Origin of the sequence: Halomonas saccharevitans, from assembly GCF_900116405.1 — a bacterium.
Lineage (GTDB): Bacteria > Pseudomonadota > Gammaproteobacteria > Pseudomonadales > Halomonadaceae > Halomonas > Halomonas saccharevitans.
Map to the genome: position 1 here is coordinate 118,305 of NZ_FPAQ01000001.1, position 22,789 is coordinate 141,093.

19 protein-coding genes are annotated in these 22,789 nt (G+C 69.0%); 18 read left to right on the plus strand and 1 reads right to left on the minus strand.

All coding sequences use genetic code 11. The features are described 5' to 3' along the window. The first annotated feature begins 8 nt into the window (after positions 1–8). The 14 genes from ftsL (at position 9) to lpxC (ending at position 16,597) form a co-directional block, all read left to right on the plus strand. Positions 9–335, plus strand: a complete 327-nt coding sequence (gene ftsL / locus BM388_RS00565; protein WP_089846106.1) for a cell division protein FtsL — start codon at positions 9–11, stop codon at positions 333–335. Next, a complete protein-coding gene (locus BM388_RS00570) occupies positions 332–2,047 on the plus strand; it encodes a peptidoglycan D,D-transpeptidase FtsI family protein (protein ID WP_089846108.1) in 1,716 nt (571 codons plus the stop codon). Before ftsL ends, BM388_RS00570 begins: the two co-directional genes overlap by 4 nt. A gap of 22 nt (positions 2,048–2,069) precedes the next feature. After that, entirely contained in the window at positions 2,070–3,578 is a 1,509-nt protein-coding gene (locus BM388_RS00575; RefSeq protein WP_089846110.1) for a UDP-N-acetylmuramoyl-L-alanyl-D-glutamate--2,6-diaminopimelate ligase, read from the plus strand. Next, the gene (locus tag BM388_RS00580; protein WP_089846113.1) at positions 3,575–4,942 is read left to right on the plus strand and encodes a UDP-N-acetylmuramoyl-tripeptide--D-alanyl-D-alanine ligase; all 1,368 of its coding nucleotides are present in this window, start codon (positions 3,575–3,577) and stop codon (positions 4,940–4,942) included. Before BM388_RS00575 ends, BM388_RS00580 begins: the two co-directional genes overlap by 4 nt. Before the next feature lie 9 nt (positions 4,943–4,951). After that, positions 4,952–6,034, plus strand: coding sequence for a phospho-N-acetylmuramoyl-pentapeptide-transferase (gene mraY / locus BM388_RS00585; RefSeq protein ID WP_089846115.1), 1,083 nt, complete (start codon positions 4,952–4,954; stop codon positions 6,032–6,034). 41 nt (positions 6,035–6,075) lie between these two features. Beyond that, a complete protein-coding gene (gene murD, locus BM388_RS00590; protein ID WP_089846117.1) occupies positions 6,076–7,452 on the plus strand; it encodes a UDP-N-acetylmuramoyl-L-alanine--D-glutamate ligase in 1,377 nt (458 codons plus the stop codon). Next, positions 7,449–8,672: a putative lipid II flippase FtsW gene (ftsW, locus tag BM388_RS00595; RefSeq protein ID WP_089846119.1), complete on the plus strand. Its 1,224-nt coding sequence runs from the start codon at positions 7,449–7,451 to the stop codon at positions 8,670–8,672. The genes murD and ftsW overlap by 4 nt, the downstream gene beginning before the upstream one ends. Next, positions 8,669–9,754 (plus strand): undecaprenyldiphospho-muramoylpentapeptide beta-N-acetylglucosaminyltransferase, encoded by a 1,086-nt coding sequence (murG, locus tag BM388_RS00600; protein ID WP_089846121.1) that lies wholly within the window; start codon positions 8,669–8,671, stop codon positions 9,752–9,754. The genes ftsW and murG overlap by 4 nt, the downstream gene beginning before the upstream one ends. 61 nt (positions 9,755–9,815) lie before the next feature. Beyond that, positions 9,816–11,228, plus strand: a complete 1,413-nt coding sequence (gene murC, locus BM388_RS00605; RefSeq protein WP_089846123.1) for a UDP-N-acetylmuramate--L-alanine ligase — start codon at positions 9,816–9,818, stop codon at positions 11,226–11,228. Beyond that, positions 11,225–12,142 carry a D-alanine--D-alanine ligase gene (locus BM388_RS00610; protein ID WP_089846125.1) on the plus strand — a complete coding sequence of 306 codons (918 nt, stop codon included), beginning with the start codon at positions 11,225–11,227 and terminating at the stop codon, positions 12,140–12,142. Before murC ends, BM388_RS00610 begins: the two co-directional genes overlap by 4 nt. Before the next feature lie 3 nt (positions 12,143–12,145). Further along, positions 12,146–12,871 (plus strand): cell division protein FtsQ/DivIB, encoded by a 726-nt coding sequence (locus tag BM388_RS00615; RefSeq protein ID WP_089846127.1) that lies wholly within the window; start codon positions 12,146–12,148, stop codon positions 12,869–12,871. Positions 12,872–13,065: 194 nt separating this feature from the next. Then, positions 13,066–14,355, plus strand: coding sequence for a cell division protein FtsA (ftsA, locus tag BM388_RS00620; protein WP_089846129.1), 1,290 nt, complete (start codon positions 13,066–13,068; stop codon positions 14,353–14,355). A 34-nt stretch (positions 14,356–14,389) separates the two neighbouring features. Continuing rightward, complete coding sequence (gene ftsZ, locus BM388_RS00625; protein WP_089846130.1) at positions 14,390–15,574, plus strand: cell division protein FtsZ; 1,185 nt, start codon at positions 14,390–14,392, stop codon at positions 15,572–15,574. A gap of 111 nt (positions 15,575–15,685) precedes the next feature. After that, positions 15,686–16,597 (plus strand): UDP-3-O-acyl-N-acetylglucosamine deacetylase, encoded by a 912-nt coding sequence (gene lpxC / locus BM388_RS00630; RefSeq protein WP_089846336.1) that lies wholly within the window; start codon positions 15,686–15,688, stop codon positions 16,595–16,597. Positions 16,598–16,699: 102 nt separating this feature from the next. Here lpxC and BM388_RS00635 read toward each other — a convergent pair whose 3' ends face one another. Then, positions 16,700–17,122 carry a DUF721 domain-containing protein gene (locus BM388_RS00635; RefSeq protein ID WP_245781417.1) on the minus strand — a complete coding sequence of 141 codons (423 nt, stop codon included), beginning with the start codon at positions 17,120–17,122 and terminating at the stop codon, positions 16,700–16,702. A gap of 142 nt (positions 17,123–17,264) precedes the next feature. Between BM388_RS00635 and BM388_RS00640 the strand changes: the two genes are divergently transcribed. The 4 genes from BM388_RS00640 to BM388_RS00655 all read left to right on the plus strand — a co-directional run bounded on the left by BM388_RS00640 (position 17,265) and on the right by BM388_RS00655 (position 22,743). Continuing rightward, positions 17,265–17,621, plus strand: coding sequence for a hypothetical protein (locus BM388_RS00640; protein ID WP_089846134.1), 357 nt, complete (start codon positions 17,265–17,267; stop codon positions 17,619–17,621). A gap of 69 nt (positions 17,622–17,690) precedes the next feature. Continuing rightward, on the plus strand, positions 17,691–20,426 hold the full coding sequence (gene secA / locus BM388_RS00645) for a preprotein translocase subunit SecA (protein ID WP_089846135.1): 2,736 nt from the start codon (positions 17,691–17,693) through the stop codon (positions 20,424–20,426). Positions 20,427–20,483: 57 nt separating this feature from the next. Further along, positions 20,484–21,713 carry a bifunctional glutamate N-acetyltransferase/amino-acid acetyltransferase ArgJ gene (argJ, locus tag BM388_RS00650; RefSeq protein ID WP_089846137.1) on the plus strand — a complete coding sequence of 410 codons (1,230 nt, stop codon included), beginning with the start codon at positions 20,484–20,486 and terminating at the stop codon, positions 21,711–21,713. A gap of 82 nt (positions 21,714–21,795) precedes the next feature. Beyond that, entirely contained in the window at positions 21,796–22,743 is a 948-nt protein-coding gene (locus tag BM388_RS00655) for a Nudix family hydrolase (protein ID WP_089846139.1), read from the plus strand. Positions 22,744–22,789: the final 46 nt, after the last annotated feature.

Here is a 22,789-nt window from a genome sequence, read left to right on the forward strand (position 1 = left end):
GGCTCGCCATGGCACCGGGACGCTTCGCGGTAACCTCTTCCTTCGGGTGGCCCCTGCGCCTCGGCGCGTCGCCGGCGCTGGTGCTGGTCGCGCTGCTGATGGCGGTCTGCCTGGTCTCGGCCCTGGCGGTGATCACCACCAGCCACCTGACCCGCGATCAGTACGCCCGCCTGCAGGAGCTCGAGCGCGAGCAGCAGCAGCTGCAGACCGAGTGGGGACAGCTGCTGCTCGAGGAGAGCGCCTGGTCCTCACCGGCGCGCATCGAGCGCCTGGCCCAGGAACGCCTCGAGATGCGCCTGCCCGATATCGACGAGGTCGAGGTCATTCAGCCATGAGCGCCGACGCGCGCAGCGGCGTGACGCCGCGTCGCCCCCCGCCCACGGCCCCCATGGGCAAGGCGCGCTATCGGGTGATGATGACCCTGGTGCTGCTGGGGCTGGCCCTGCTGGCCGGGCGCATCGTCGACCTGCACGTCTTCGACCGCCCCTTCCTGCAGGGGCAGGGCGATGCCCGCACCCTGCGCACCGATACCATCCCCGCCCATCGTGGCATGATCACCGACCGCCACGGCGAGCCGCTTGCCATCTCTACGCCGGTGGTGACCCTCTGGGCCAATCCTCAGGACCTGCCGGACGACGACATCCAGCGCCTGATGCTGGCCAACGCCCTGGGGCAGGAGCTCGACACCCTCAACGAGCGTATCGCGCGCTACTCGACACGTGAGTTCATGTACCTGCGGCGCCGCATGACCCCCGAGGCGGCCCAGCGGGTGCTCGCCCTGCGCGTGCCCGGCGTTCACGCCCGCGAGGAGTACAAGCGTTACTACCCGGCGGGCGAGGTGAGCGCCCAGCTGCTGGGGGTGACCAACATCGATGATCTGGGTCAGGAGGGCCTCGAACTCGCCTATCAGTCCTACCTTGCCGGCGTGCCCGGCAAGCGCCGGGTGCTCAAGGACCGTCGCGGTCGTCTGGTGCGTGACCTGGAGCTGCTGCAGGAGGCGCAGCCCGGCGGCGATCTGACCCTGGCGCTGGATCAGCGCCTGCAGTACATGGCCTATCGCGAGCTCAAGGCCGCGGTCGCCGAGCACGATGCCGACGGCGGCAGCGTGGTGATGCTCGATGCCCGCAGCGGCGAGGTGCTGGCCATGGCCAACCAGCCCTCCTACAACCCCAACGACCGGGCCGGGCTCGATCCCCAGGGGCTGCGCAACCGGGCCATCGTCGATACCTACGAGCCGGGGTCGGTGGTGAAGCCGCTGGCCATGGCGTCGATGATCGAGCACGGCGCGGTCTCGCCGGACACGGTGGTCGACACCTCGCCCGGCTGGATGGTCATCGACCGCTTTACCATCAAGGACATCCGCAACTACGGTGAGCTGGACCTGGCCGGCATCCTCAGGAAATCCTCGAACGTCGGCATGTCCAAGCTGGCCCTGCGCCTGGAGGAGCCGGTGATCCCCGCTACCTATCGCGCCCTGGGCCTGGGGCAGAGCCCGGGTACCGGATTTCCCGGCGAGGCCACCGGCAGCATCCCGGCGCCCGTGCGCTGGTCGAGCAGTCAGTGGGCGGCGCTCGCGTACGGCTACGGCCTGTCGACCTCGGCACTGCAGCTGGCCAGCGCCTTCACCGCCATTGCCAACGAGGGGCGGCGGCTGCCGCCCTCGCTGCTCAAGCTCGCCGAGCCACCGGCCGGCGAGCCGGTCATCGACCCGGAGGTGGCCCGACGGGTACTCGGGATGATGGATCGGGTCGTTGCGCCGGGCACCGGTGCCCGGCGGGCCCTGGTGCCGGGCTACCGGGTCGCCGGCAAGACTGGCACCGTGCGCAAGAACACCGCCGGGGGGTATCAGGAGAAGGCCTATCGCGGCCTGTTCGTCGGTATCGCCCCGGTCTCGGACCCGCGGATCGTCACCGTGGTGATGATCGACCACCCGCGGGGCGACAGCTATTACGGCGGGGCGGTGGCGGCCCCGGTCTTCTCGCGGGTGGCCGGCAACGCCCTGCGCCTGCTCGACGTGCCCCCGGATGCCCGGGCGCAAGATGAATGATGGCAACGCCAGGAGAGACGAGATGCAGCTGAGTGCCGAGCGACTCGAAGCGGGCCTGATCGGCCTCTGGCCAGACTGCCGCCACGCCCTGGCAGGCGTCCGCCTGCCCGACACGCTTCGCCTGGTCCTCGACAGTCGCCGAGTCGCCGCGGGCGATGTCTTCGTCGCAGTGCCCGGCGTGACGGTCGACGGTCGCGACTTCATCAACCAGGCGCTGGCCGCCGGGGCGGTGCTGGTGCTGGCCCACGATGACGGCACGCCCGGGCCGGACAGCGACCGGGTGCTGTGGCTTGCCGGGCTGCGCGAGGCGCAGGGCGAGCTGGGCCGGGTGCTCTTCGGCGTTCCCAAGGAGATGGCGCTGATCGGGGTGACCGGTACTAACGGCAAGAGCTCGGTGACGCACTACCTTGCCGCGCTGAGCCAAACCCTCGGCGTGGATGCAGGCCTGATCGGCACCCTGGGCCACGGCCGCCCCGGCGCCCTGACGGCGGGCAGCCTGACCACGCCCGGCCCCCTGGCGCTGCAGGCGGCGCTGGGCGAGCTGGCCGCCGAGGGCGTGACGCGGGTCGCCATGGAGGCCTCTTCCCATGCCCTGGAGCAGGGGCGTCTCGATGGCGCAAGCGTGCGGGCGGCGGTGTTCACCAACCTGAGCCGCGATCACCTGGACTACCACGGCAGCATGGCGGCCTACGCCGCCGCCAAGGCGCGGCTGTTCCGCCGCCACGAGCTCGAGCTCGCGGTGGTCAACGCCGACGATCCCCTGGCGCGGCTGATGCTCGCCGGCGTGCACCGCGGCGTGCGCGTGCTGGCGGTCGGTCAGGACGAGGCGGTGACCCTGCGCGTCGTCGACTGGCTCGCCCAGCCCGGCGGCCAGCGCGCCCTGATCGCCACCCCCGACGGCGAGCGCGAGCTGGAGCTTGCGCTGATGGGTCGCTTCACCCTGGACAACGTGCTGCTGGCCATCGCCACCCTGCACGGCCTGGGGCACTCCCTCGAGGCGCTCTTCGCGGCGGCGGCCGAGCTTGCCCCGGTGCCGGGGCGCATGGAGCCGCTGACGCGTGCGGGCGCCCCCACGGTGGTCATCGACTATGCCCATACCCCGGCCGCCCTGGACAATGCCCTGGCGGCGCTGCGCGCACACCTGCCGGGTGAGGGGCGGCTGTGGTGCCTGTTTGGCTGCGGCGGCGATCGCGACAGCGGCAAGCGTCCGCTGATGGCCCAGGCCGCGGCACGCTATGCCGATGTGCTGGTGGTGACTGACGACAATCCGCGCGGCGAGGCGCCCGAGGCGATTCGCGCCCAGATCCTCGCGGGCCTTCACGACGGGCCGTCGCGGGAAGTGCTCGAGGTCGACGGTCGCGGTGCGGCCATCGCTCGGGTGCTGGCCGAGGCCGCTCCCGACGACGTGGTGCTGATCGCGGGCAAGGGCCACGAGGACTATCAGGAGGTGGCAGGCGTGCGCCACGGCTTCTCGGATCTCGCCGAGGCCGAGCGCGCCCTGGAGCGCCGAGTCGAGGAGCGCGCGCGATGAGCGGCATCGGCCTGGGCACGCTGGGCAAGGTCGCGGCGGCCCTCGGGCTGCCCCAGCCCGTCGAGGATGTCGACATCGGCGCGATCGTCACCGATACCCGGCGACTCGCCCACGGGGCGCTGTTCGTGGCGCTCGTCGGCGAGCGCTTCGACGCCCACGACTTCGTGGCCCAGGCGCGCGAGGCCGGCGCCGTGGCGGCGCTGGTCGAGCGCCCGGTGGACGACCCGCTGCCTCAGCTGGTGGTGGCCGACACCCGGCTCGCCCTGGGGCTGCTCGCCCGGGTACGCCGCCGGGCCTGGGGCGGGGACCTGGTCGCCGTCACCGGCAACAGCGGCAAGACCACGGTCAAGCAGATGCTGGCGACCCTGCTGAGTCGCCGCGGCGCGACGCTCGCCACCCAGGGCAACCTCAACAACGATATCGGCGCACCGCTGACGCTGCTGGCCCTCGAGGCGACCCATCGCCAAGCGGTGGTGGAGCTCGGCGCCAACCATCTTGGCGAGATCGCCTGGACCTCGGCGCTGGCCGCGCCCCGGGTGGCGATCATCACCAACGTCACCGGCGCCCACGTCGGCGAGTTCGGCGGCACGGGGCGCATCGCCCAGGCCAAGGCGGAGATCCTCACCGGCCTGCCCGACGACGGCGTGGCGGTGCTCAATCGCGATGACGCCTTCTTCTCCACCTGGGCGTGCCTCGCCGCGCCCCGGGAGGTGCTCGACTTCGGGCTGGATTCCCTGGCGCGGGTGCGCGCCGAGGCGCTGGCCTGCGACGCCCATGGCCGCTATGCTTTCACGCTTGTCCGGGACGGCCGCGAGATCGGTCGGCTGCGGCTGGCCCTGATGGGGCGCCACAACGTGGCTAACGCCCTGGCCGCCGCGGCCGCGGCGCTGGCCATGGGGCTTGCCGAGGCCGAGGTGCTGGCCGGGCTCGAGGCGGTAGTGCCGATGCCGGGCAGACTGAGCGCCGTGGAGGGCCTCAAGTCCACCCGACTCTTGGACGATACTTACAATGCCAACCCCGGCGCGGTGAAGGCGGCGCTCGATGTCCTCGTGACGCTGCCCGGGCCGCACTGGTGCCTGCTCGGCGCCATGGGAGAACTGGGGGGTGAGTCCGACCGGCTGCACGCCGAGCTCGGACACTATGCGCGGGAACGGGGAATCGACTTCCTGGGTACCCTGGGCGAGCCGGCACGACCGGCCAGCCAGGCCTTCGGTGAAGGCGGGACCCACTTCGACGATCGGGAGGCGCTCACGCGCCACGTCCTCCACCATCTACCGCCCGGGGCCAGCGTGCTGGTCAAGGGCTCGCGCAGTGCCGGCATGGAACACGTCGTGGCCGCCCTGCGCGCGGATGCTTCAAGGTGAACGCAATACATGCTGCTCTTTCTGGCTGACTTCCTGGCGCAATTCCAGAGTGCCTTCAACGTTTTCGACTACCTGACCCTGCGCATGATCCTGGGGACCCTGACCGCCCTGGTGCTCTGCCTGTGGCTCGGTCCGGTGATGATCCGTCGCCTGGTGGAGCGCCAGATCGGCCAGGCGGTACGCGACGACGGTCCCCAGTCGCACCTCTCCAAGGCCGGCACCCCGACCATGGGCGGCGCGATGATCCTGATGGCCATCGCGGTAAGCACCCTGCTGTGGGGTGACCTGACCAACCACTATGTATGGCTGGTACTGGCCGTGACGCTGGGCTTCGGCGCCATCGGCTGGGTCGACGACTTCCGCAAGGTGGTGGAGAAGAACCCGCGCGGATTGCCGGCCCGCTGGAAGTATTTCTGGCAGTCGCTGATCGGCCTCTCGGCGGCCGTGCTGCTCTATGTCACGGCGGCCTCGCCGGTGGAGACCAGCCTGATCGTGCCGGTGTTCAAGGAGTTCGTGCTGCCGCTGGGCGTCTTCTACGTGGTGCTGACCTACCTCGTCATCGTCGGCAGCTCCAACGCGGTCAACCTCACCGACGGCCTCGACGGCCTGGCGATCATGCCCACCGTGCTGGTGGCCATGGGGCTCGCAGTGTTCGCCTATGCCAGCGGCAACACGGTGTTCTCCGACTACCTCCAGATCCCCTTCATTCCCGGCGCCGGCGAGCTGGCGGTGTTCTGTGCCACCATCGCCGGGGCGGGCCTCGGTTTCCTGTGGTTCAACACCTACCCGGCCCAGGTCTTCATGGGCGACGTGGGTGCGCTGGCCCTGGGCGCGGCCCTGGGCGTGGTGGCGGTGATCGTGCGCCAGGAGGTGGTGCTGTTCATCATGGGCGGTATCTTCGTCATGGAGACCGTCTCGGTGATCCTGCAGGTGGGCTCCTACAAGCTGACCGGGCGCCGCATCTTCCGCATGGCGCCGCTGCACCACCACTACGAGCTCAAGGGCTGGCCGGAGCCGCGCGTCATCGTGCGCTTCTGGATCATCACCGTGGTGCTGGTGCTGATCGGCCTGGCCACCCTCAAGGTCCGCTGATCGCCCCTCGGGGCCGAACCGCCATCCGCAAGGAGCGCAACATGCTCAAGGTACCGAACGGAGTGACGCTGGTGGTCGGGCTCGGGCTCTCCGGACGGGCCATCTGTCGTCACCTGAGCCGGCTCGGCGTGCCCTTCATGGTCGCCGACACCCGTGCCGCGCCGCCCGGGCTGGAGGACTTTCGCGCTGCCCATCCGGGCGTCGCCTTCCACGGCGGGCCGCTCACCGACCTCGACCTCTCAGGGGTCGAGGAGGTGGTGCTGAGCCCGGGGGTCGATCCGGCCACGCCGGGGCTCGCCGTGCTTTCCGGGCGAACTCGAGAGGCCACCGGCGAGCCGCTGCTGGTCGGCGAGATCGCACTCTTCGTGCGCGCGGCCCGTTCGCCCATCGCCGCCATCACCGGTTCGAACGCCAAGTCCACGGTCACCACCCTGGTCGGCGAGATGGCCCGCGAGGCCGGACGCCGTGTCGCCGTGGGCGGCAACCTCGGCACCCCGGCCCTGGACCTGCTGCTCGAGGCGCCCGATGCCGAGCTCTTCGTGCTGGAGCTCTCCAGCTTTCAGCTCGAGACCACGCCGCGGCTCGGCGCCGAGACGGCGGCCTTCCTCAACCTCTCCGAGGATCACCTCGACCGTCACGGCGACATGGCCGGCTACCGCGCCGCCAAGCTAGGTATCTTCCGCGGCGCCCGACACGGCGTGGTCAACGCCGAGGACCCCATGACCTGGCCGGCCACAACGCTGCCTGCTGAGGCGCGCTTTACCACGGGAGACCCCGAGCAGGGGGAGTGGGGGATCGGTCGCCACCAGGGGGCCGACTGGCTGATGTACGGTGACACGCTGCTGATGCCCGCCGCCGAGATGCGACTGCCGGGTCGCCATAACCAGGCCAATGCACTCGCCGCCATGGCGATGGGTACCCGTCTCGGGCTGCCGCATGCCGCGATGATAGAGGTGCTGCGGCGCTTTCCGGGCCTTCCCCACCGCGGCGAGCTGATCGCCGAGCTTGACGGCGTGCGCTGGATCAACGACTCCAAGGGCACCAACGTCGGGGCGACCCTGGCCGCCATCGCGGGCCTGGGGCCGACCCTCGAGGGACGGCTGATCCTGCTGGCCGGCGGGGTAGGCAAGGGCGCCGATTTCCGACCCCTGGCGGCACCGCTGGCCCGGCACGGTCGCGAGGCGATCCTCTTCGGTGAGGATGCCTCGCGCCTCGAGGCCGTGCTGGCGGGTGGCCTACCGTTGACGCGGGTCGACGACCTGGAGGCGGCGATGGCCCGTGCCGCCGAGATCGCCGAGCCGGGCGACTGCGTGCTGCTCTCGCCGGCCTGCGCGAGCCTCGACCAGTTCCGCGACTATCAGGCCCGCGGCGAGGCCTTCCGACGCGCGGTGCTCGAGCGGGTGGAGGCGACGCCATGAGCCGGCTCGCGCGTGTTCGCCAGCGCCTGAGTACCGCCGACCAGCCCTTCGATGGCTGGCTGGTGCTGGCCGCGCTGTCGCTGCTGCTGATCGGCTGGGTGATGGTGACCTCGGCCTCCAGCGAGGTCGCCTCGAGCCTGACCGGCAACGCCTGGTACTTCAGCCTGCGTCACGGGACCTTCCTGCTGGCGGCGCTGGCCGTCGGGGCGCTGGCCCTGCGCGTGCCGCTGGCCTGGTGGAAGGCCAACGGCCCGCTGCTGCTGCTGCTGGGGCTCTCGCTGCTGGTGCTGGTGCTGCTGGTGGGCCGCGAGGTCAACGGCAGCCGTCGCTGGCTCTCGCTGCCCGGCGTGCCCGTTAACCTGCAGGCCTCCGAGGTCGCCAAGTTCTGCCTGATCATCTATGTGGCCGGCTATCTGGAGCGTTTCCTGCCCTTGGTGCGCCGCGAGTGGGGCGCCTTCCTGCGCCCCCTGGCGGTAATGGCCGCGGTGGCGGGGCTGCTGATCCTCGAGCCCGACTACGGTGCCGTGGTGGTGATGACCGGCGCGGTGATGGGCATGCTGCTGATGGCCGGCGCGCCCTGGGGACGCTTTTTGGTGCTGCTGTTACTGGTGGGCCTGCTCGGCGCCCTGGCCGCCGTGGCCGAGCCCTACCGGATGGCGCGCCTGACGAGCTTCGCCGACCCCTGGGCCGATCAGTTTGCCAGCGGCTACCAGCTGACCCAGGCGCTGATCGCCTTCGGGCGGGGCCACTGGCTGGGCATGGGGCTCGGCAACAGCGTGCAAAAGCTCTTCTACCTGCCCGAGGCCCATACCGACTTCGTCTTCGCGGTGCTCGCCGAGGAGCTCGGCCTGGTCGGCGCCATCGCCGTGGTGGGGCTATTCGCCCTGCTGATCTGGCGCGCCATGGCGGTGGGGCGCCGCGCCGAGCTCGCCGGCCTGGCCTTCGCCGCCTACGTGAGCTACGGCTTCGCCCTGGTGATCGGCGCCCAGGCCTTCATCAATATTGCCGTGAGCACCGGTATGCTGCCCACCAAGGGGCTGACCCTGCCGCTGCTCAGCTACGGGGGGTCGAGCCTGGTGGTGAGCAGCGCGATGGTCGCCCTGCTGCTGCGCGCCGACATCGAGACCCGCGAGGTCCGCCGGCGTGGGCGTCCCACGGCCCGGCGGACCTCGTCAGGCAAGACACCCCGCGGCGGCAAGACACAAGGAAGTACCTCATGAATCGACAGCCAGGACGTCGTGTCCTGATCATGGCCGGCGGCACCGGCGGCCACGTCATTCCCGCGCTCTCGCTGGCCCGTGGACTTGCCGAGGAGGGCATCGAGGTCGCCTGGCTCGGCAGCCCGCGCGGCATCGAGAATCGCCTGGTTCCCGAGGCCGGCATACCCCTGTCGCGGATCGCGGTGAGCGGCCTGCGCGGCAACGGCCTGGCCGGCTGGTTGCTGGCGCCGCTGAACCTCGCGCGCTCGGTCTGGCAGGCGCGGCAAGTCATCCGCGAGGTCGACCCCCAGCTGGTCGTCGGCCTGGGCGGCTTCGCCAGCGGCCCCGGCGGGCTCGCGGCCTGGCTGATGCGCCTCCCGCTGGTGATCCATGAGCAGAACGCTGTGGCCGGCCTGACCAATCGCGCTCTCTCGCGCCTGGCGCGCCGCGTCTACGCCGCCTTTCCCCAGGCCTTTCCCGGCCGGGCCGAGGTGATCGGCAACCCGGTGCGCGCCGAGATCGCGGAGCTTGGCCGGGTACCGAGAAACGCCGCCGAGATGGTGGGACGGCGCCTGCGCCTGCTGGTGGTGGGCGGCTCGCTGGGCGCCAAGGCCCTCAACGAGTGCCTGCCCGAAGCGCTGGCTACCCTGCCCGAAGAGCGCCGGCCCGAGGTGCGTCACCAGGCCGGGCGCGACAAGGATCAGGCGACCCGCGAGGCCTTCGAGGCGCAGGGCGTCGAGGCCGAGGTGTCGGCCTTCATTGATGATATGGCGGCGGCTTATGACTGGGCCGACCTGGTGGTCTGTCGGGCCGGCGCCCTGACCGTGGCGGAGCTCGCCGCCGCGGCCAAGCCGGCGCTCTTCGTGCCCTTCCCCCACGCGGTGGACGATCACCAGACGGCCAACGCCCGGGCCCTGGTCGAGCAGCAGGCGGCCCGACTGATGCCCCAGCAGGAAATGAGCGCAGCGACGCTGGCCGAGTGCCTGGCGACGCTGCTGGACCCCGACACTCTCGCCACCATGGCGGCACGGGCCCGAGCCGGTGCCCATCTCGACGCCGTCGAGCGCCTGGTGGCCGGTTGCATGGAGACAGGTTTTGAGTGATGAGACCCTCGGGCCGGTTCCCGGCCAGGCGACACCCCCGCACCCCGGCCGTGGGCTTGGCATGCGTCGGATCCGACGCATCCACTTCGTCGGCATCGGCGGGGCCGGCATGTGCGGCATTGCCGAGGTGCTGGCCAACCAAGGCTATGCGGTCAGCGGCAGCGACCTGAAGGCCTCGCCAGTGGTGGCCCGGCTGCGAGAGTGCGGCATCCGCGTGGCCCTCGGCCACGCCGCCGACAATGCCGCGGGCGCCGATGTGGTGGTGGTCTCCACCGCGGTGGACGAGACCAACCCCGAGATTCGCTGGGCCCACGAGCACCGCGTGCCGGTGGTGCGTCGCGCCGAGATGCTTGCCGAGCTGATGCGCTTTCGCCACGGCATCGCCGTGGCCGGCACCCACGGCAAGACCACCACTACCAGCCTCACGGCGACCCTGCTCGGCGAGGGTGGGCTCGATCCCACCTTCGTGATCGGCGGGAAGCTGACCAGCGCCGGTACCAACGCACGGCTGGGCGAGGGCGACTATCTGGTGGCGGAGGCCGACGAATCGGACGCCTCCTTCCTGCACCTGCAGCCCATGGTGTCCATCGTCACCAACATCGACGCCGACCACATGGCTACCTATGGCGGCGACTTCGAGCGGCTCAAGGGCGCCTTCATCGAGTTCCTGCACAACCTTCCGTTCTACGGCCTGGCGATCCTGTGCATCGACGATCCCCACGTGCGCGGCCTGCTCGACCGGGTCAGCCGACGCTTCGTGACCTACGGCTTCAGCGAGGACGCTGACTACCGTATCGAGGACTTCGATCAGCGGGCCGGCGAGGTGCGTTTCACCGCGGTGCGCCCCGAGGGGCTGGCGCCCCTCGAGGTGCGCCTGGCCATGCCGGGCCGCCACAACGCGCTCAACGCCATGGCGGCGATCGTCGTGGCGAGCGACGCCGGCGTCTCCGACGACGCCATCCTCAGCGGGCTGCGGCATTTCGAGGGCGTGGGGCGTCGCTTCCAGGTGCATGGCCACTATCTCGCCCCCGAGGGCGAGGGCCAGGTGATGCTGGTCGACGACTACGGCCACCACCCCCGCGAGGTGGAGATGGTGATCGACGCGGTTCGGGCGGGCTGGCCCGACCGGCGCCTGGTGATGGTCTACCAGCCGCACCGCTACTCGCGCACCCGCGACCTCTATGAGGATTTCGTGCGCGTGCTGGCCGGGGTCGATACCCTGCTGCTACTCGATGTCTACAGCGCGGGGGAGACGCCGCTGGCCGGCGCCGATGGCCGCACCCTGGCCGGCTCGATTCGCCAGCGTGGCGCGGTCGATCCGATCTTCGTGCAGGACAAGAGCGAGCTGCCGGGACTGCTGGCGCGGGTGCTGCGTCCCGACGATATCCTGATCACCCAGGGAGCCGGTGACGTGGGCGGCATCGCCCAGCGCCTGAGCGATGCCGCCCTGAATCTCGACGAGGTGACGCTATGAACCGCGACATGGGCCGCGTTGCGGTGCTCTTCGGCGGCGAGTCCGCTGAGCGCGAGGTGTCGCTGAAGAGCGGGGCCGCCGTGCTGGCGGCCCTCAAGCGCCAGGGCGTGGATGCCATCGGCTTTGATCCCGCCGACGGCGGGCTGGTGGGCCTCGAGGCGCTGATGCCGGACCGCGTCTTCATCGCCCTGCATGGCCGCGGTGGCGAGGACGGCACCCTGCAGGGGGCGCTTGAACTGCTGGATATTCCCTACACCGGCAGTGGCGTGCTGGCCTCGGCGCTGGGCATGGACAAGCAGCGCACCAAGCTGGTCTGGCAGGCGCTGGGCCTGCCGACCCCAGAGAGCGTGATGCTCGGCCCCGATGCCGACTGGCAGGCGGTGGTCGATCGGCTCGGCCTGCCGCTGATCGTCAAGCCGGTCCACGAGGGTTCGACCCTGGGGATCAGCATCGTCGACAGCCGCGATGCCCTCGAGGCGGCCTACCGCGACGCGGCGCGTTTCGATGCTCGGGTGATGGCCGAGCGCTTCATCGAGGGGGCGGAATACACCGTGTCGCTGCTCGGCGACGAGGTCCTGCCGGCCATCCGCGTCGAGGTGCCCGGCGGCTTCTACGACTACGAGGCCAAGTACGTCTCCGACGATACGCGCTACCACCTGCCGTGCGGCCTCTCCGCCGACGAAGAGGCCGAACTCGCCATGCTCTGTCGCGACGCCTTCGCGGCCATCGGCGCCGAAGGCTGGGGGCGCATCGACGTGATGCGCGATGGAACAGGTCGCTTCTGGCTGATTGAGGTCAATACCGTGCCGGGCATGACCGACCACAGCCTGGTGCCTCAGTCGGCGGCCCATGCCGGCATCGATTTCGATGCCCTGGTGTTGCGTATCCTCGCCACGGCCGGGGAGCGACGCTAGCCCATGGCGGCGCGTGGAAGCCTCGTCGGGGTGCTGCTGCTGGCGCTCCTGCTGGGCGCCGGAGGCCGGGCCCTGTGGGTCTGGCTGGATCGCCCCATCGAGCGGGTCTCGGTGCGCGGCGAGCTCACGTACGTCAGTGCCGACTACCTGCGCAGCCGGTTGGCGCCGCTGATCCAGGGTCAGAGCTGGCTCTCCGTCGATCTCTCGGTGCTGCGCCGGGAGGCACGGGAGATCGGCTGGCTGAAGGAGGTGCGCGTCAGCCGCGAGTGGCCCGATGCCTTGACCTTCACGCTCGTCGAGCAGGTGCCGGTGGCGCGCTGGAGCGACGGGCGCTTGCTCAATCCAGCGGGTACCCCCTTCGCCGCCGGATCGGTGTCGCCGCCCGGCGACCTGCCGGATCTGGCCGGCCCGCCCGACAGCGGTGCCGAGGTCCTGGAGTACCGGGCCCGACTGGCTCGGGAGTTCGCCCCTCTGGGCCTCGAGGTGCGCCAGCTGCGCCTCGAGGCGCGCGGGGCATGGCGCTTTCAGCTCGATAGCGGCGTCTGGGTGATGCTGGGGCGCAACGACCGGGCCTCTCGCCTGGGGCGTCTTGTCGCCGCCTGGCAACGCGAGCTGGGCCCTCTGGCGTCGCATATCCGCTATATCGATCTGCGTTACCCCAACGGTGTCGCCGTGGCATGGCACGGTGAAACCGAACCGCTCGAGGGTAAGTCGGCAAACGACGGGTAAACGATCGATGGAATAACCACCCCTTTAGGGGGGTGTTTTGGGTGTTTCTTTCGCGGCAAAATCGCCGTATCGTGTCCGGTGTTTTAACAATCGGGCTGGTGGAGCACGCGATGTTGTTCCTATAATTGCCCCAGGCCAACTTTTCAGGATTAATCTTCCCCTTCGGGGTCAGGTTCTAGGAGACTTCCCGACTCATGGCAGGTCCATCCAATGCGTCCAATATGGTAGTCGGGCTGGATATCGGAACATCCAAGGTCGTGGCGATCGTGGGGCAGCCCACCGACGATGGCGGGATCGAAATCGCCGGTATCGGCTCACATTCGTCGCGCGGCATGAAGAAAGGCGTGGTGATCAATATCGAGTCCACGGTGCAGTCTATTCAGCGCGCCGTGGAAGAAGCCGAGCTGATGGCCGGCTGTGATATCCACTCGGTCTACGTCGGCATCGCCGGCAGTCATATCAGCTCGATGAATTCCGATGGCGTGGTGGCGATCAAGGAGCGCGAGGTTGCCTCCACCGATATCGATCGCGTCATTGACTCCGCAAGGGCGCGCGCCATCTCGGAGGGGCAGCGGGTGTTGCACGTCCTTCCCCAGGAGTTCGCCATCGATACCCAGGGCGGTATCCGCGAACCGCTTGGCATGTCCGGGGTTCGCCTCGAGGCGCGGGTGCACCTGGTCACCGCCGCCCTTAACGCCGTTCAGAATATCGAGAAATGCGTGCGGCGCTGCGGGCTCGAGGTGGATTCGATCATCCTCGAGCAGCTGGCATCCAGCCATGCGGTGCTGACCGAGGATGAGCGAGAGCTCGGCGTCTGCATGGTCGACATCGGCGGCGGCACCACCGACATCGCGGTATTCACCGAAGGGGCCATTCGCCACACGGCGGTGATCCCCATTGCCGGCGATCAGGTCACCAACGACATCGCCATGGCGCTTCGCACGCCCACGCAGCATGCCGAGGAGATCAAGGTCAAGTACGCCTGTGCGCTGACCCAGCTCGCCGCCAGCGACGAGATGATCAAGGTACCGAGCGTCGGCGACCGACCGGCCAGGGACCTCTCCCGCCAGTCGCTGGCCGAGGTGGTGGAGCCGCGCTACGAGGAACTTTTCACCCTGGTGCGCGACGAGCTTCGGCGCAGTGGCTACGAGGATCTCGTCGCCGCCGGAGTCGTCCTGACCGGCGGAACCGCCCGCATGGAGGGCGTGGTCGAGCTGGCCGAGGAGATCTTCCACATGCCGGTGCGCATCGCCTGTCCGCAGAATGTGCGTGGCTTGGCCGACGTGGTGCGTAACCCGATTTATTCGACGGGTGTCGGCCTGCTGCATTACGCTCTACTGGAAACCCGTCAAGGGCATGGCCGCCAGGGAGCCGGGGGTGGTTTGTCGGCGCGGCCCAGGCGCGACGACAATGCCCGGCGTGACGCAGGGGAAGGGACTCCGGCGTTGGCAAGGATCAAGGGCTGGTTCAAAGGAAATTTCTGACAGGGCCGCGGTTGCGGTCCAGGAGACGGGACTTATGTTCGAACTGGTAGATAGCGCACCCTCCAGCAGTGCAGTCATCAAGGTTATCGGTGTCGGGGGCGGTGGCGGTAACGCCGTCAACCACATGGTTGAGAGCAACATCGAGGGCGTCGAGTTCATCTGCGCCAACACCGATGCCCAGGCCCTCAAGCGGGTCGCCGCCAAGACCGTGCTCCAGCTCGGCAGCGAGATCACGAAAGGGCTCGGCGCCGGTGCCAACCCCGACGTCGGTCGTCAGGCCGCCATGGAAGACCGTGAGCGCATCGCCGAACTGCTCGGCGGGGCCGACATGGTCTTCATCACCGCCGGCATGGGCGGGGGTACTGGCACCGGCGGCGCGCCCGTGGTCGCCCAGGTAGCCAAGGAACTGGGCATTCTTACCGTCGCCGTGGTGACGCGCCCCTTCCCGTTCGAGGGTCCTAAGCGCATGCGCGCCGCCGAGGAGGGCATGAAGGAGCTCTCCGAGCACGTCGACTCGCTGATCACCATCCCCAACGAGAAGCTGCTCTCGGTGCTGGGCAAGAGCGCGACCCTGCTGACCGCCTTCAGTGCGGCCAATGATGTGCTGCTGGGGGCCGTGCAGGGCATCGCCGAGCTGATCACCAGCCCCGGCATCATCAACGTCGACTTCGCCGACGTGCGCACCGTGATGTCCGAGATGGGCATGGCGATGATGGGCACCGGCGGCGCCACCGGCGAGAATCGCGCCCGCGAGGCCGCTGAGAAGGCCATCCGCAGCCCGCTCCTCGAGGACATCGACCTCCATGGCGCCCGCGGCATCCTGGTCAACATCACCGCTGGCCCAGATCTCTCCATCGGCGAGTTCAACGACGTGGGTGCCACCGTTCAGGAGTTCGCCTCCCAGGATGCGACCATCGTGGTTGGTACCTCCATCGACATGGACATGACCGACGAGCTGCGCGTGACCGTGGTCGCGGCCGGCCTCGACGGCCAGCAGGCGCAGAAATCGGCCGCCCGTGAGGCGTCTTCGCGCCGTGCCGAAACCGGCGGCTACCGCCAGCGTCCGCCGGCAGCTGCCAGTCGTGGTCAGGCCGCGGCGGCAACCAAGCCGGAGCCCCAGGAGGCGCCGCGGCCCAAGGCTCAGCCTGAGAAGCGCCCCTCCCAAGAGCTCGATGACTATCTGGACATTCCCGCCTTTCTGCGCCGCCAAGCCGATTGAGGCGGCCTATTGCGTGAATAGCGGGCACCGGGTCATCTTTCTTTGTTGAAACGGCCGTTCGGTGTTATAGTGAACGCTGTTTGATAACCAATGACTGCCTGGCGACTGCCCATGATCAGACAACGAACCCTTAAGAATGTCATCCGCGCCACCGGTGTCGGCCTGCACTCCGGCAAGAAGGTCTACCTGACGCTGCGTCCGGCGCCGGCCGACACCGGGATCGTCTTCGTGCGCACTGATCTCGAGCCCGAGGTGCAGATACCGGCTCGCGCCGAGCACGTCACCGATACCACTCTGTGCACCGCACTATCAGCGGGTGGAGCCAAGGTCGCGACCGTCGAGCACCTGATGTCGGCCTTCGCCGGCCTCGGCATCGACAACGCCTACGTCGACGTCAGCGCGCCCGAGGTGCCGATCATGGACGGTAGCGCGGGGCCCTTCGTCTTCCTGATCCAGTCGGCGGGTATCTCCGAGCAGAATGCTCCAAAGAAATTCATCCGCATCAAGCGTGAGATCGTGGTGCGCGAAGACGACAAGGAGGCCATCTTCCTGCCTCACCAGGGCTTCAAGGTCTCCTTTGCCATCGACTTCGATCACCCGGTATTCGAGGGGCAGTCGCAGACCGCGATGGTGGACTTCTCCACCACCTCCTTCGTCAAGGAAGTGTCCCGGGCGCGGACCTTCGGGTTCATGCGTGATCTCGAGTACCTGCGTGCCAACAACCTGGCGCTGGGTGGCAGCCTCGATAATGCCATCGTGGTCGACGACTACCGCATCGTGAATGAGGGTGGGCTGCGCTACGACGACGAGTTCGTCAAGCATAAGGTCCTCGATGCCATCGGCGATCTCTACCAGCTCGGATACAGCCTGATCGGCGAGTTCCGCGGCGTGAAGTCGGGACACGCCCTGAACAACCAGCTGTGCCGTGCGCTGCTGGCTCAGCCGGAGGCCTGGGAGCTCGTTACCTTCGAGGGCGAGGCCGAGAAGGCCCCGATTTCCTATGCGGCGCCCGCCATGGCTTGAAGCCGCCAGGGCCTGAAGCCAAAAGCGGCACCGGGCAGTCTCAAGAACGCCGCCATCCGAGAGGATGGCGGCGTTTTCGTGTGCGTCCTGTTCGAGAGCCGCTCAGGGTTTCTCGGCGTGGGCAGCCAGTCGTTCCAGGGCGCGCTTGAGGCCGGGGTCGTCGACGTCGGCGGCGCAGCTCGTGATCTCATCGGCGGCCTTCTCCGGCAGGTGGCGGGTCTGGCGCAACGGCGGGCGGGTCGGGCGCACGGGCCGCACCTTGAGGGTGAAGCCGGTGACCGCCTCGAACCCAGGCAGCTGGTGCAGCAGGCCGAGCAGTCGCGGCTGCTCGTAGCGCAGCCGGGTCAGCCAGACGGCGCGGTCGGTGATCAGCGCGAGCCGCCCCTGATGGAAGCCGCCGACGAAGACATGTTCGCGCATCTCCTCGGGCAGATGGTCGCGCAGATGGGCCTGGGCCCGCTCGACCAGGGTGGCCATACGCATCAAGGCGCCTAGCTCGCCGCGACCTTCCAGCAGGCGGGACATGGGCTGTGCTCGGAACCGCTTAACCTTTATACTCATCTGCTTGATTCTCGGGGTCGAAGCCCTGCCGTTATCCGTCGGCCGCCATGATCCAGGCGGCCCTTGAACAGCCAGAGCCTAGCACGCACCGGAGGCCGTCGACAGCATGCCCGCCGCCATCACCGACAACTGCGCCGGCCCCCAGGGCTCGCGGCGCATGCGCCGCGCGACGCGCTGGTGGCTGGCCGGTCTGCTGGTAGGTTGCCTGTTGCCGGCGGGCCTCGCCCAGCTGGAATCCCTGCGCCCCGTCGAGCGGGCCGCCCAGGTCAGCCTGCTGGTGCCCGTGCTGCTGCGCGTGCGCTCCCGCCTCCAGGCGCGCAGTCGCGCTCTGGGGCGCTGGGTCCGCCGCCGCATGGGCTGGCCACTTGCGACGCGGCGAAGCCTTCCGCGTCCCGCGCCCCCCTGTTTTCCGGTTGCCGCCCATGACGTCCTGTCGCGCCGTGGCCCTCCCGCCGGCCGCTGAGCCACCGCCCCGGAGAGGTCGCGAGCCCTTGCCCGCGATGCGACATCATACGCAGCCACTGGATCCTTCATGATCAATAACCTGTTACGCAAGGTCGTCGGTTCGAAGAACGACCGCGACGTCAAACGCATGAACCGCCAGGTCGCGGGCGTGACCGCCCTGGAAGCCGACCACGAAGCCCTCGATGAGGCCGCCCTCAAGGGCCGCACCGAACACTTTCGCGAGCGCCTCGAGGGGGGAGAGTCTCTCGAGGCGCTGCTCCCGGAGGCCTTCTCGACGGTCCGCGAGGCCAGCCGGCGCGTCATGGGCATGCGCCATTTCGACGTGCAGATGGTCGGCGGCCTGACCCTGCATAGCGGCCGCATCGCCGAGATGAAGACCGGCGAGGGCAAGACGCTGGTGGCGACCCTCGCCGTCTACCTCAATGCGCTGCCCTGCAAGGGTGTTCACGTGGTCACGGTCAACGACTACCTGGCCCGCCGCGACGCGGAGTGGATGCGCCCGCTCTATGAATATCTGGGCCTGTCGGTGGGCGTCATCTATGCTGGCCAGAGCCCCGAGGAGAAGCGCCACGCCTACGCCTGTGACATCACCTATGGCACCAACAACGAGTTCGGCTTCGATTACCTGCGCGATAACATGGCCTTCTCGCTGGAGGAGAAGGTGCAGCGCGACCTGCATTTCGCCATCATCGACGAGGTCGACTCGATCCTCATCGACGAGGCGCGCACGCCGCTGATCATCTCCGGGGCGGTGGACGAGAACACCGAGCTCTATCAGGTGGTCGACCGGCTCGCGCATCACCTCGAGCAGTGCAGCGACGAGGAGGATCCCGAGAGTGGCGATTTCACCCTCGACGAGAAGCAGAAACAGGTGGAGCTCACCGAGGGTGGCCACCACAAAGTCGAGTCTCTGATGCGCGAGCAGGAGCTCCTCGGCGAGGCGGACTCCCTCTACGCGGCCCAGAACCTCAACCTGCTGCAGCACATGCACTCGGCGCTGCGCGCCCGTCACCTCTATCACCGCGACGTCGACTACATCGTCAAGGATGGTCAGGTGGTGATCGTCGACGAGCACACCGGTCGCAGTATGCCGGGGCGGCGCTGGTCCGAGGGCCTGCACCAGGCGGTCGAGGCCAAGGAGGGCGTGACGGTTCAGCGTGAGAGTCAGACGCTGGCGTCCACCACCTTCCAGAACTACTTCCGCCTCTACGAGAAGCTCTCGGGCATGACCGGCACTGCCGACACCGAGGCCTTCGAGTTCCGACAGATCTATGGCCTGGACGTGGTGGTGATTCCCACCAACCGACCGCTGGTGAGAAAGGACCTTAACGACCTGGTCTACCTGACCGCCGAGGAAAAGTTCGAGGCGATCATCGAGGACGTCCAGACCCAGACGGAAGCGGGGCGTCCGGTGCTGGTCGGCACGGCCTCCATCGAGACCAGCGAGTACCTGGCCGAGCTGATGAAGCGCGCCGGCATCTCCTTCAACGTCCTCAACGCCAAGCAGCACCAGAGCGAGGCGCAGATCATCTCCCAGGCCGGCCGTCCCGGCGCCGTGACCATCGCCACCAACATGGCCGGTCGCGGTACCGACATCGTGCTCGGCGGTAACTGGGAGGCCGAGGCCGCCACCCTGGAGAATCCCTCTGAGGCCGAACTCGAGCGGCTCAAGGCGGAGTGGCAGGCGCGCCATGATGCGGTGCTGGAGGCCGGTGGCCTGCACGTGGTCGGCTCCGAGCGTCACGAATCCCGGCGCATCGACAACCAGCTGCGCGGCCGTGCCGGCCGCCAGGGTGACCCGGGCTCGACGCGCTTCTTCCTTTCGCTGGAAGACAACCTGATGCGGCTGTTTGGCTCCGACCGGGTCCAGCGGCTGATGCAGGCGCTGGGCCTGGAGCGGGGCGAGGCGATCGAGCACAAGATGGTCTCCAATGCCGTCGAGCGGGCCCAGAAGAAGGTCGAGGGTCGCAACTTCGACATCCGCAAGCAGCTGCTCGAGTACGACGACGTGGCCAACGACCAGCGTCGGGTCATCTACGAGCAGCGCAACGAGATCCTCGCCGCCGAGGACATCTCCGAGAACGTCGCCGGCATCCGCGAGGAGGTGCTGGATCTCGCCATCAGCGAGTTCGTACCGCCCCAGAGCCTGGCCGAGCAGTGGGATCTGGCCGGGCTCCAGGACCACCTGAAGAGTGAGTTCAACCTGGATGCGCCGGTCGTCGAGTGGGCCGAGCAGGATGAGCGCTTCCATGAGGAGCAGCTGCGCGAACGGCTCCAGACCATGCACCGCGAGGCCTACGAGGCCAAGGTCGCCGAGGCCGGCGAGACCCTCATGCGCCGCTTCGAGAAGCAGGCGATGCTCCAGGTGCTCGACACGCGCTGGAAGGAGCACCTGCAGTCCATGGACCACCTGCGCCGCGGGATCCACCTGCGGGGCTATGCCCAGAAGAACCCCAAGCAGGAGTACAAGCGCGAATCCTTCGAGCTGTTCCAGCACCTGCTGACCAACATCAAGGCCGACGTGACGCGCATCCTGAGCCACGTCCAGGTGCGTCGTCCCGAGGAAGTCGAGGAGCTCGAGCGCCAGCGTCGCGAGGCGCTGGAGCGTGAGAAGGCGACGGCGGCGAGCCGCCACGACGAGCCGGCCATGGCCGGCGACGCGCGCGACGAGGCACCGGCCGCACCGGCACCGGGCGCCGACGGTCGCCCGCTGCGCCGCGAGGGCCCCAAGGTGGGGCGCAACGACCCCTGCCCCTGCGGGTCGGGCAAGAAGTTCAAGCAGTGCTGCGGCAAGCTGAGCTGAGGCCGTGAGTTGAGGTGACGGGCCGGGCAAGTCCCGGTCGATAGAGGAGACGAGACGATGGCAGTGGGCGAGACACGTTTTCCCGAGATGCCGCAGATCGCGGGGCTGCGGCTGGGCACCGCCATGGCCGGCATCAAGAAGCCCGAGCGCCGCGACCTGGTGGTGATCGAGATCCCCGAGGGGGCGAGGGTAGCGGGCACCTTCACCCGCAACGCCTTCTGCGCGGCGCCGGTGACGGTGGCCCGAGAGCATCTCGCCGCCTGCGTGGCGCGCGGCGAGGGCGCGCGCTACCTGGTGATCAACACCGGCAATGCCAATGCCGGTACCGGCGCGACGGGACTCAGTGACGCCCGGGCCACCTGTGCCGAGCTGGCGCGGCTGGCCGGCGTGGAGGCGCAGAGCGTGCTGCCGTTCTCCACCGGGGTGATCGGTGAGCCGCTGCCCATGGAGCGCCTGCTGGCCGGCCTGCCCGGCGCGGTACAGACCCTCGACGATGGGCCCGGGGCCTGGCGTGAGGCGGGCGAGGGCATCCTCACCACCGACACGCGAGCCAAGGGCGCCAGCATCACCCTCACGCTTGGCGACGAAACGGTGACCATCAACGGCATCGCCAAGGGCTCGGGCATGATCCGTCCCGACATGGCCACCATGCTGGCCTTCGTGGCCACCGATGCCGCCATCGAGCAGTCGCTGCTCGATGGGCTGCTGCGCGAGGCGGTGGAGCGCTCGTTCAACTGCATCACCGTGGACAGCGACACCTCGACCAACGACGCCTGCCTGCTGATCGCCACCGGGCGTGGTGCGGCGGTGGTCGACGGCGAGGCACTCGAGCGCTTTCGCGAGGGGCTGCTGGAGGTGATGACCGAGCTCGCCCAGGCGATCATTCGCGACGGCGAGGGCGCGACCAAGTTCGTCACCCTGAGGGTTGAGGGCGCGCACAGCCGTCGCGAGGCGCTGGACGTGGCCTTCACCGTGGCACACTCGCCGCTGGTCAAGACAGCGCTCTACGCCTCCGATGCCAACTGGGGGCGCATCCTCGCCGCGGTGGGTCGGGCGCCCGTCGAGGACTTCGACGTCGACCGCGTCACCATCGACCTGGGCGAGGTGCGCCTGGTCGAAAGCGGCGGTCGCGCTCCCGGCTATGTCGAGGAGGCCGGCAGCGCGGAGATGGCCCGCGAGGAGATCGAGATCCGCATCGCCCTGGGGCGCGGCGAGCAGGAGGCCACGGTCTGGACCTCGGACCTGTCCCACGACTACGTGAGCATCAACGCCGACTATCGTAGCTGACCGAGTTTCTTGGTCGGCAATCAGACAGAAACCCCACACGGCCGAGGCCGTGTGGAACAGCGGGTAGGAGTCAATGAACGCAATGGTGAAGAGAAGGGTGCACGTGGCGGCGGCCGCCATCATCAGTGCCGACGGCCGCGAGGTGCTGCTGGCCCGTCGTCCCTCCAACGTCGATCATGGCGGCCTCTGGGAGTTTCCCGGCGGCAAGCTGGCCCCCTACGAGACCGGCCTGGAGGCGCTCAAACGCGAGCTCCACGAGGAGCTGGGCGTGGAGATTCGGCGCGCCCAGCCGCTGATCCGCATCCATCACGAATATTCCGACAAGCATATCCTGCTGGACGTATGGCAGGTGCATGACTTCGCCGGCGAGCCGTTCGGGCGCGAGGGGCAGGCCGTGCGCTGGGTGCCGATGAGCGATCTGGTCAACTATCCCTTCCCGGCGGCCAACCTGCCGATCCTGCGCGCGGTGATGCTGCCGACGGAGTATCTGATCACCGGGGAGGAGGCCGACGATTCTCGTTTCCAGGAGTGCCTGGTGCGTGCCCTCGACGAGGATGGCGTGCGCCTGGTGCAGCTGCGGGCCAAGTCGCTGGGCGAGGCGGATTACCTGAGCCGCGCCGAGCAGGCTCTCGAGCTCTGCCGGGCACGGGGCGCCCGGCTGGTGCTTAACGGCGAGCCGTCGCTGCTCGAAGCCGTGGACGCCGACGGCATCCATCTGACCAGCGATCGCCTGATGAGCCTGGAACGCCGTCCGGTGGCCGAGGCCAAGTGGCTGTCGGCCTCGACCCATGATCGCCGGCAGCTGGATCACGCGCGCCGCATCGGTTGCGATTTCGTGACCCTGTCGCCGCTGCGCACCACGCCCTCGCATCCCGAGGTGCCCCCCATCGGCTGGCACGACTTCCAGCAGCTGGTGGAGCACGCCGGCATGCCGGTCTTCGCACTGGGCGGCATGACCCGCTTCGATGCCCATCACGCGCGCGCCGTGGGCGCCCAGGGCATCGCCTCGATCCGCGATTTCTGGAAGTAATCAGCGCCGAGCTACAAGCGCCGAGCTACAAGCAAACCCCGAGGCC

Coding starts and splice junctions, on each gene's coding strand:
- murG (WP_089846121.1), top strand. CDS start 8,669: ATGAATCGACAGCCAGGACGTCGTGTCCTGATCATGGCCGGCGGCACC.
- murD (WP_089846117.1), top strand. CDS start 6,076: ATGCTCAAGGTACCGAACGGAGTGACGCTGGTGGTCGGGCTCGGGCTC.
- BM388_RS00635 (WP_245781417.1), bottom strand. CDS start 17,122: ATGTCCCGCCTGCTGGAAGGTCGCGGCGAGCTAGGCGCCTTGATGCGT.
- mraY (WP_089846115.1), top strand. CDS start 4,952: ATGCTGCTCTTTCTGGCTGACTTCCTGGCGCAATTCCAGAGTGCCTTC.
- secA (WP_089846135.1), top strand. CDS start 17,691: ATGATCAATAACCTGTTACGCAAGGTCGTCGGTTCGAAGAACGACCGC.
- ftsZ (WP_089846130.1), top strand. CDS start 14,390: ATGTTCGAACTGGTAGATAGCGCACCCTCCAGCAGTGCAGTCATCAAG.
- BM388_RS00655 (WP_089846139.1), top strand. CDS start 21,796: ATGGTGAAGAGAAGGGTGCACGTGGCGGCGGCCGCCATCATCAGTGCC.
- ftsL (WP_089846106.1), top strand. CDS start 9: ATGGCACCGGGACGCTTCGCGGTAACCTCTTCCTTCGGGTGGCCCCTG.
- murC (WP_089846123.1), top strand. CDS start 9,816: ATGCGTCGGATCCGACGCATCCACTTCGTCGGCATCGGCGGGGCCGGC.
- BM388_RS00575 (WP_089846110.1), top strand. CDS start 2,070: ATGCAGCTGAGTGCCGAGCGACTCGAAGCGGGCCTGATCGGCCTCTGG.
- BM388_RS00610 (WP_089846125.1), top strand. CDS start 11,225: ATGAACCGCGACATGGGCCGCGTTGCGGTGCTCTTCGGCGGCGAGTCC.
- lpxC (WP_089846336.1), top strand. CDS start 15,686: ATGATCAGACAACGAACCCTTAAGAATGTCATCCGCGCCACCGGTGTC.
- BM388_RS00570 (WP_089846108.1), top strand. CDS start 332: ATGAGCGCCGACGCGCGCAGCGGCGTGACGCCGCGTCGCCCCCCGCCC.
- BM388_RS00580 (WP_089846113.1), top strand. CDS start 3,575: ATGAGCGGCATCGGCCTGGGCACGCTGGGCAAGGTCGCGGCGGCCCTC.
- BM388_RS00640 (WP_089846134.1), top strand. CDS start 17,265: ATGCCCGCCGCCATCACCGACAACTGCGCCGGCCCCCAGGGCTCGCGG.
- ftsA (WP_089846129.1), top strand. CDS start 13,066: ATGGCAGGTCCATCCAATGCGTCCAATATGGTAGTCGGGCTGGATATC.
- argJ (WP_089846137.1), top strand. CDS start 20,484: ATGGCAGTGGGCGAGACACGTTTTCCCGAGATGCCGCAGATCGCGGGG.
- BM388_RS00615 (WP_089846127.1), top strand. CDS start 12,146: ATGGCGGCGCGTGGAAGCCTCGTCGGGGTGCTGCTGCTGGCGCTCCTG.
- ftsW (WP_089846119.1), top strand. CDS start 7,449: ATGAGCCGGCTCGCGCGTGTTCGCCAGCGCCTGAGTACCGCCGACCAG.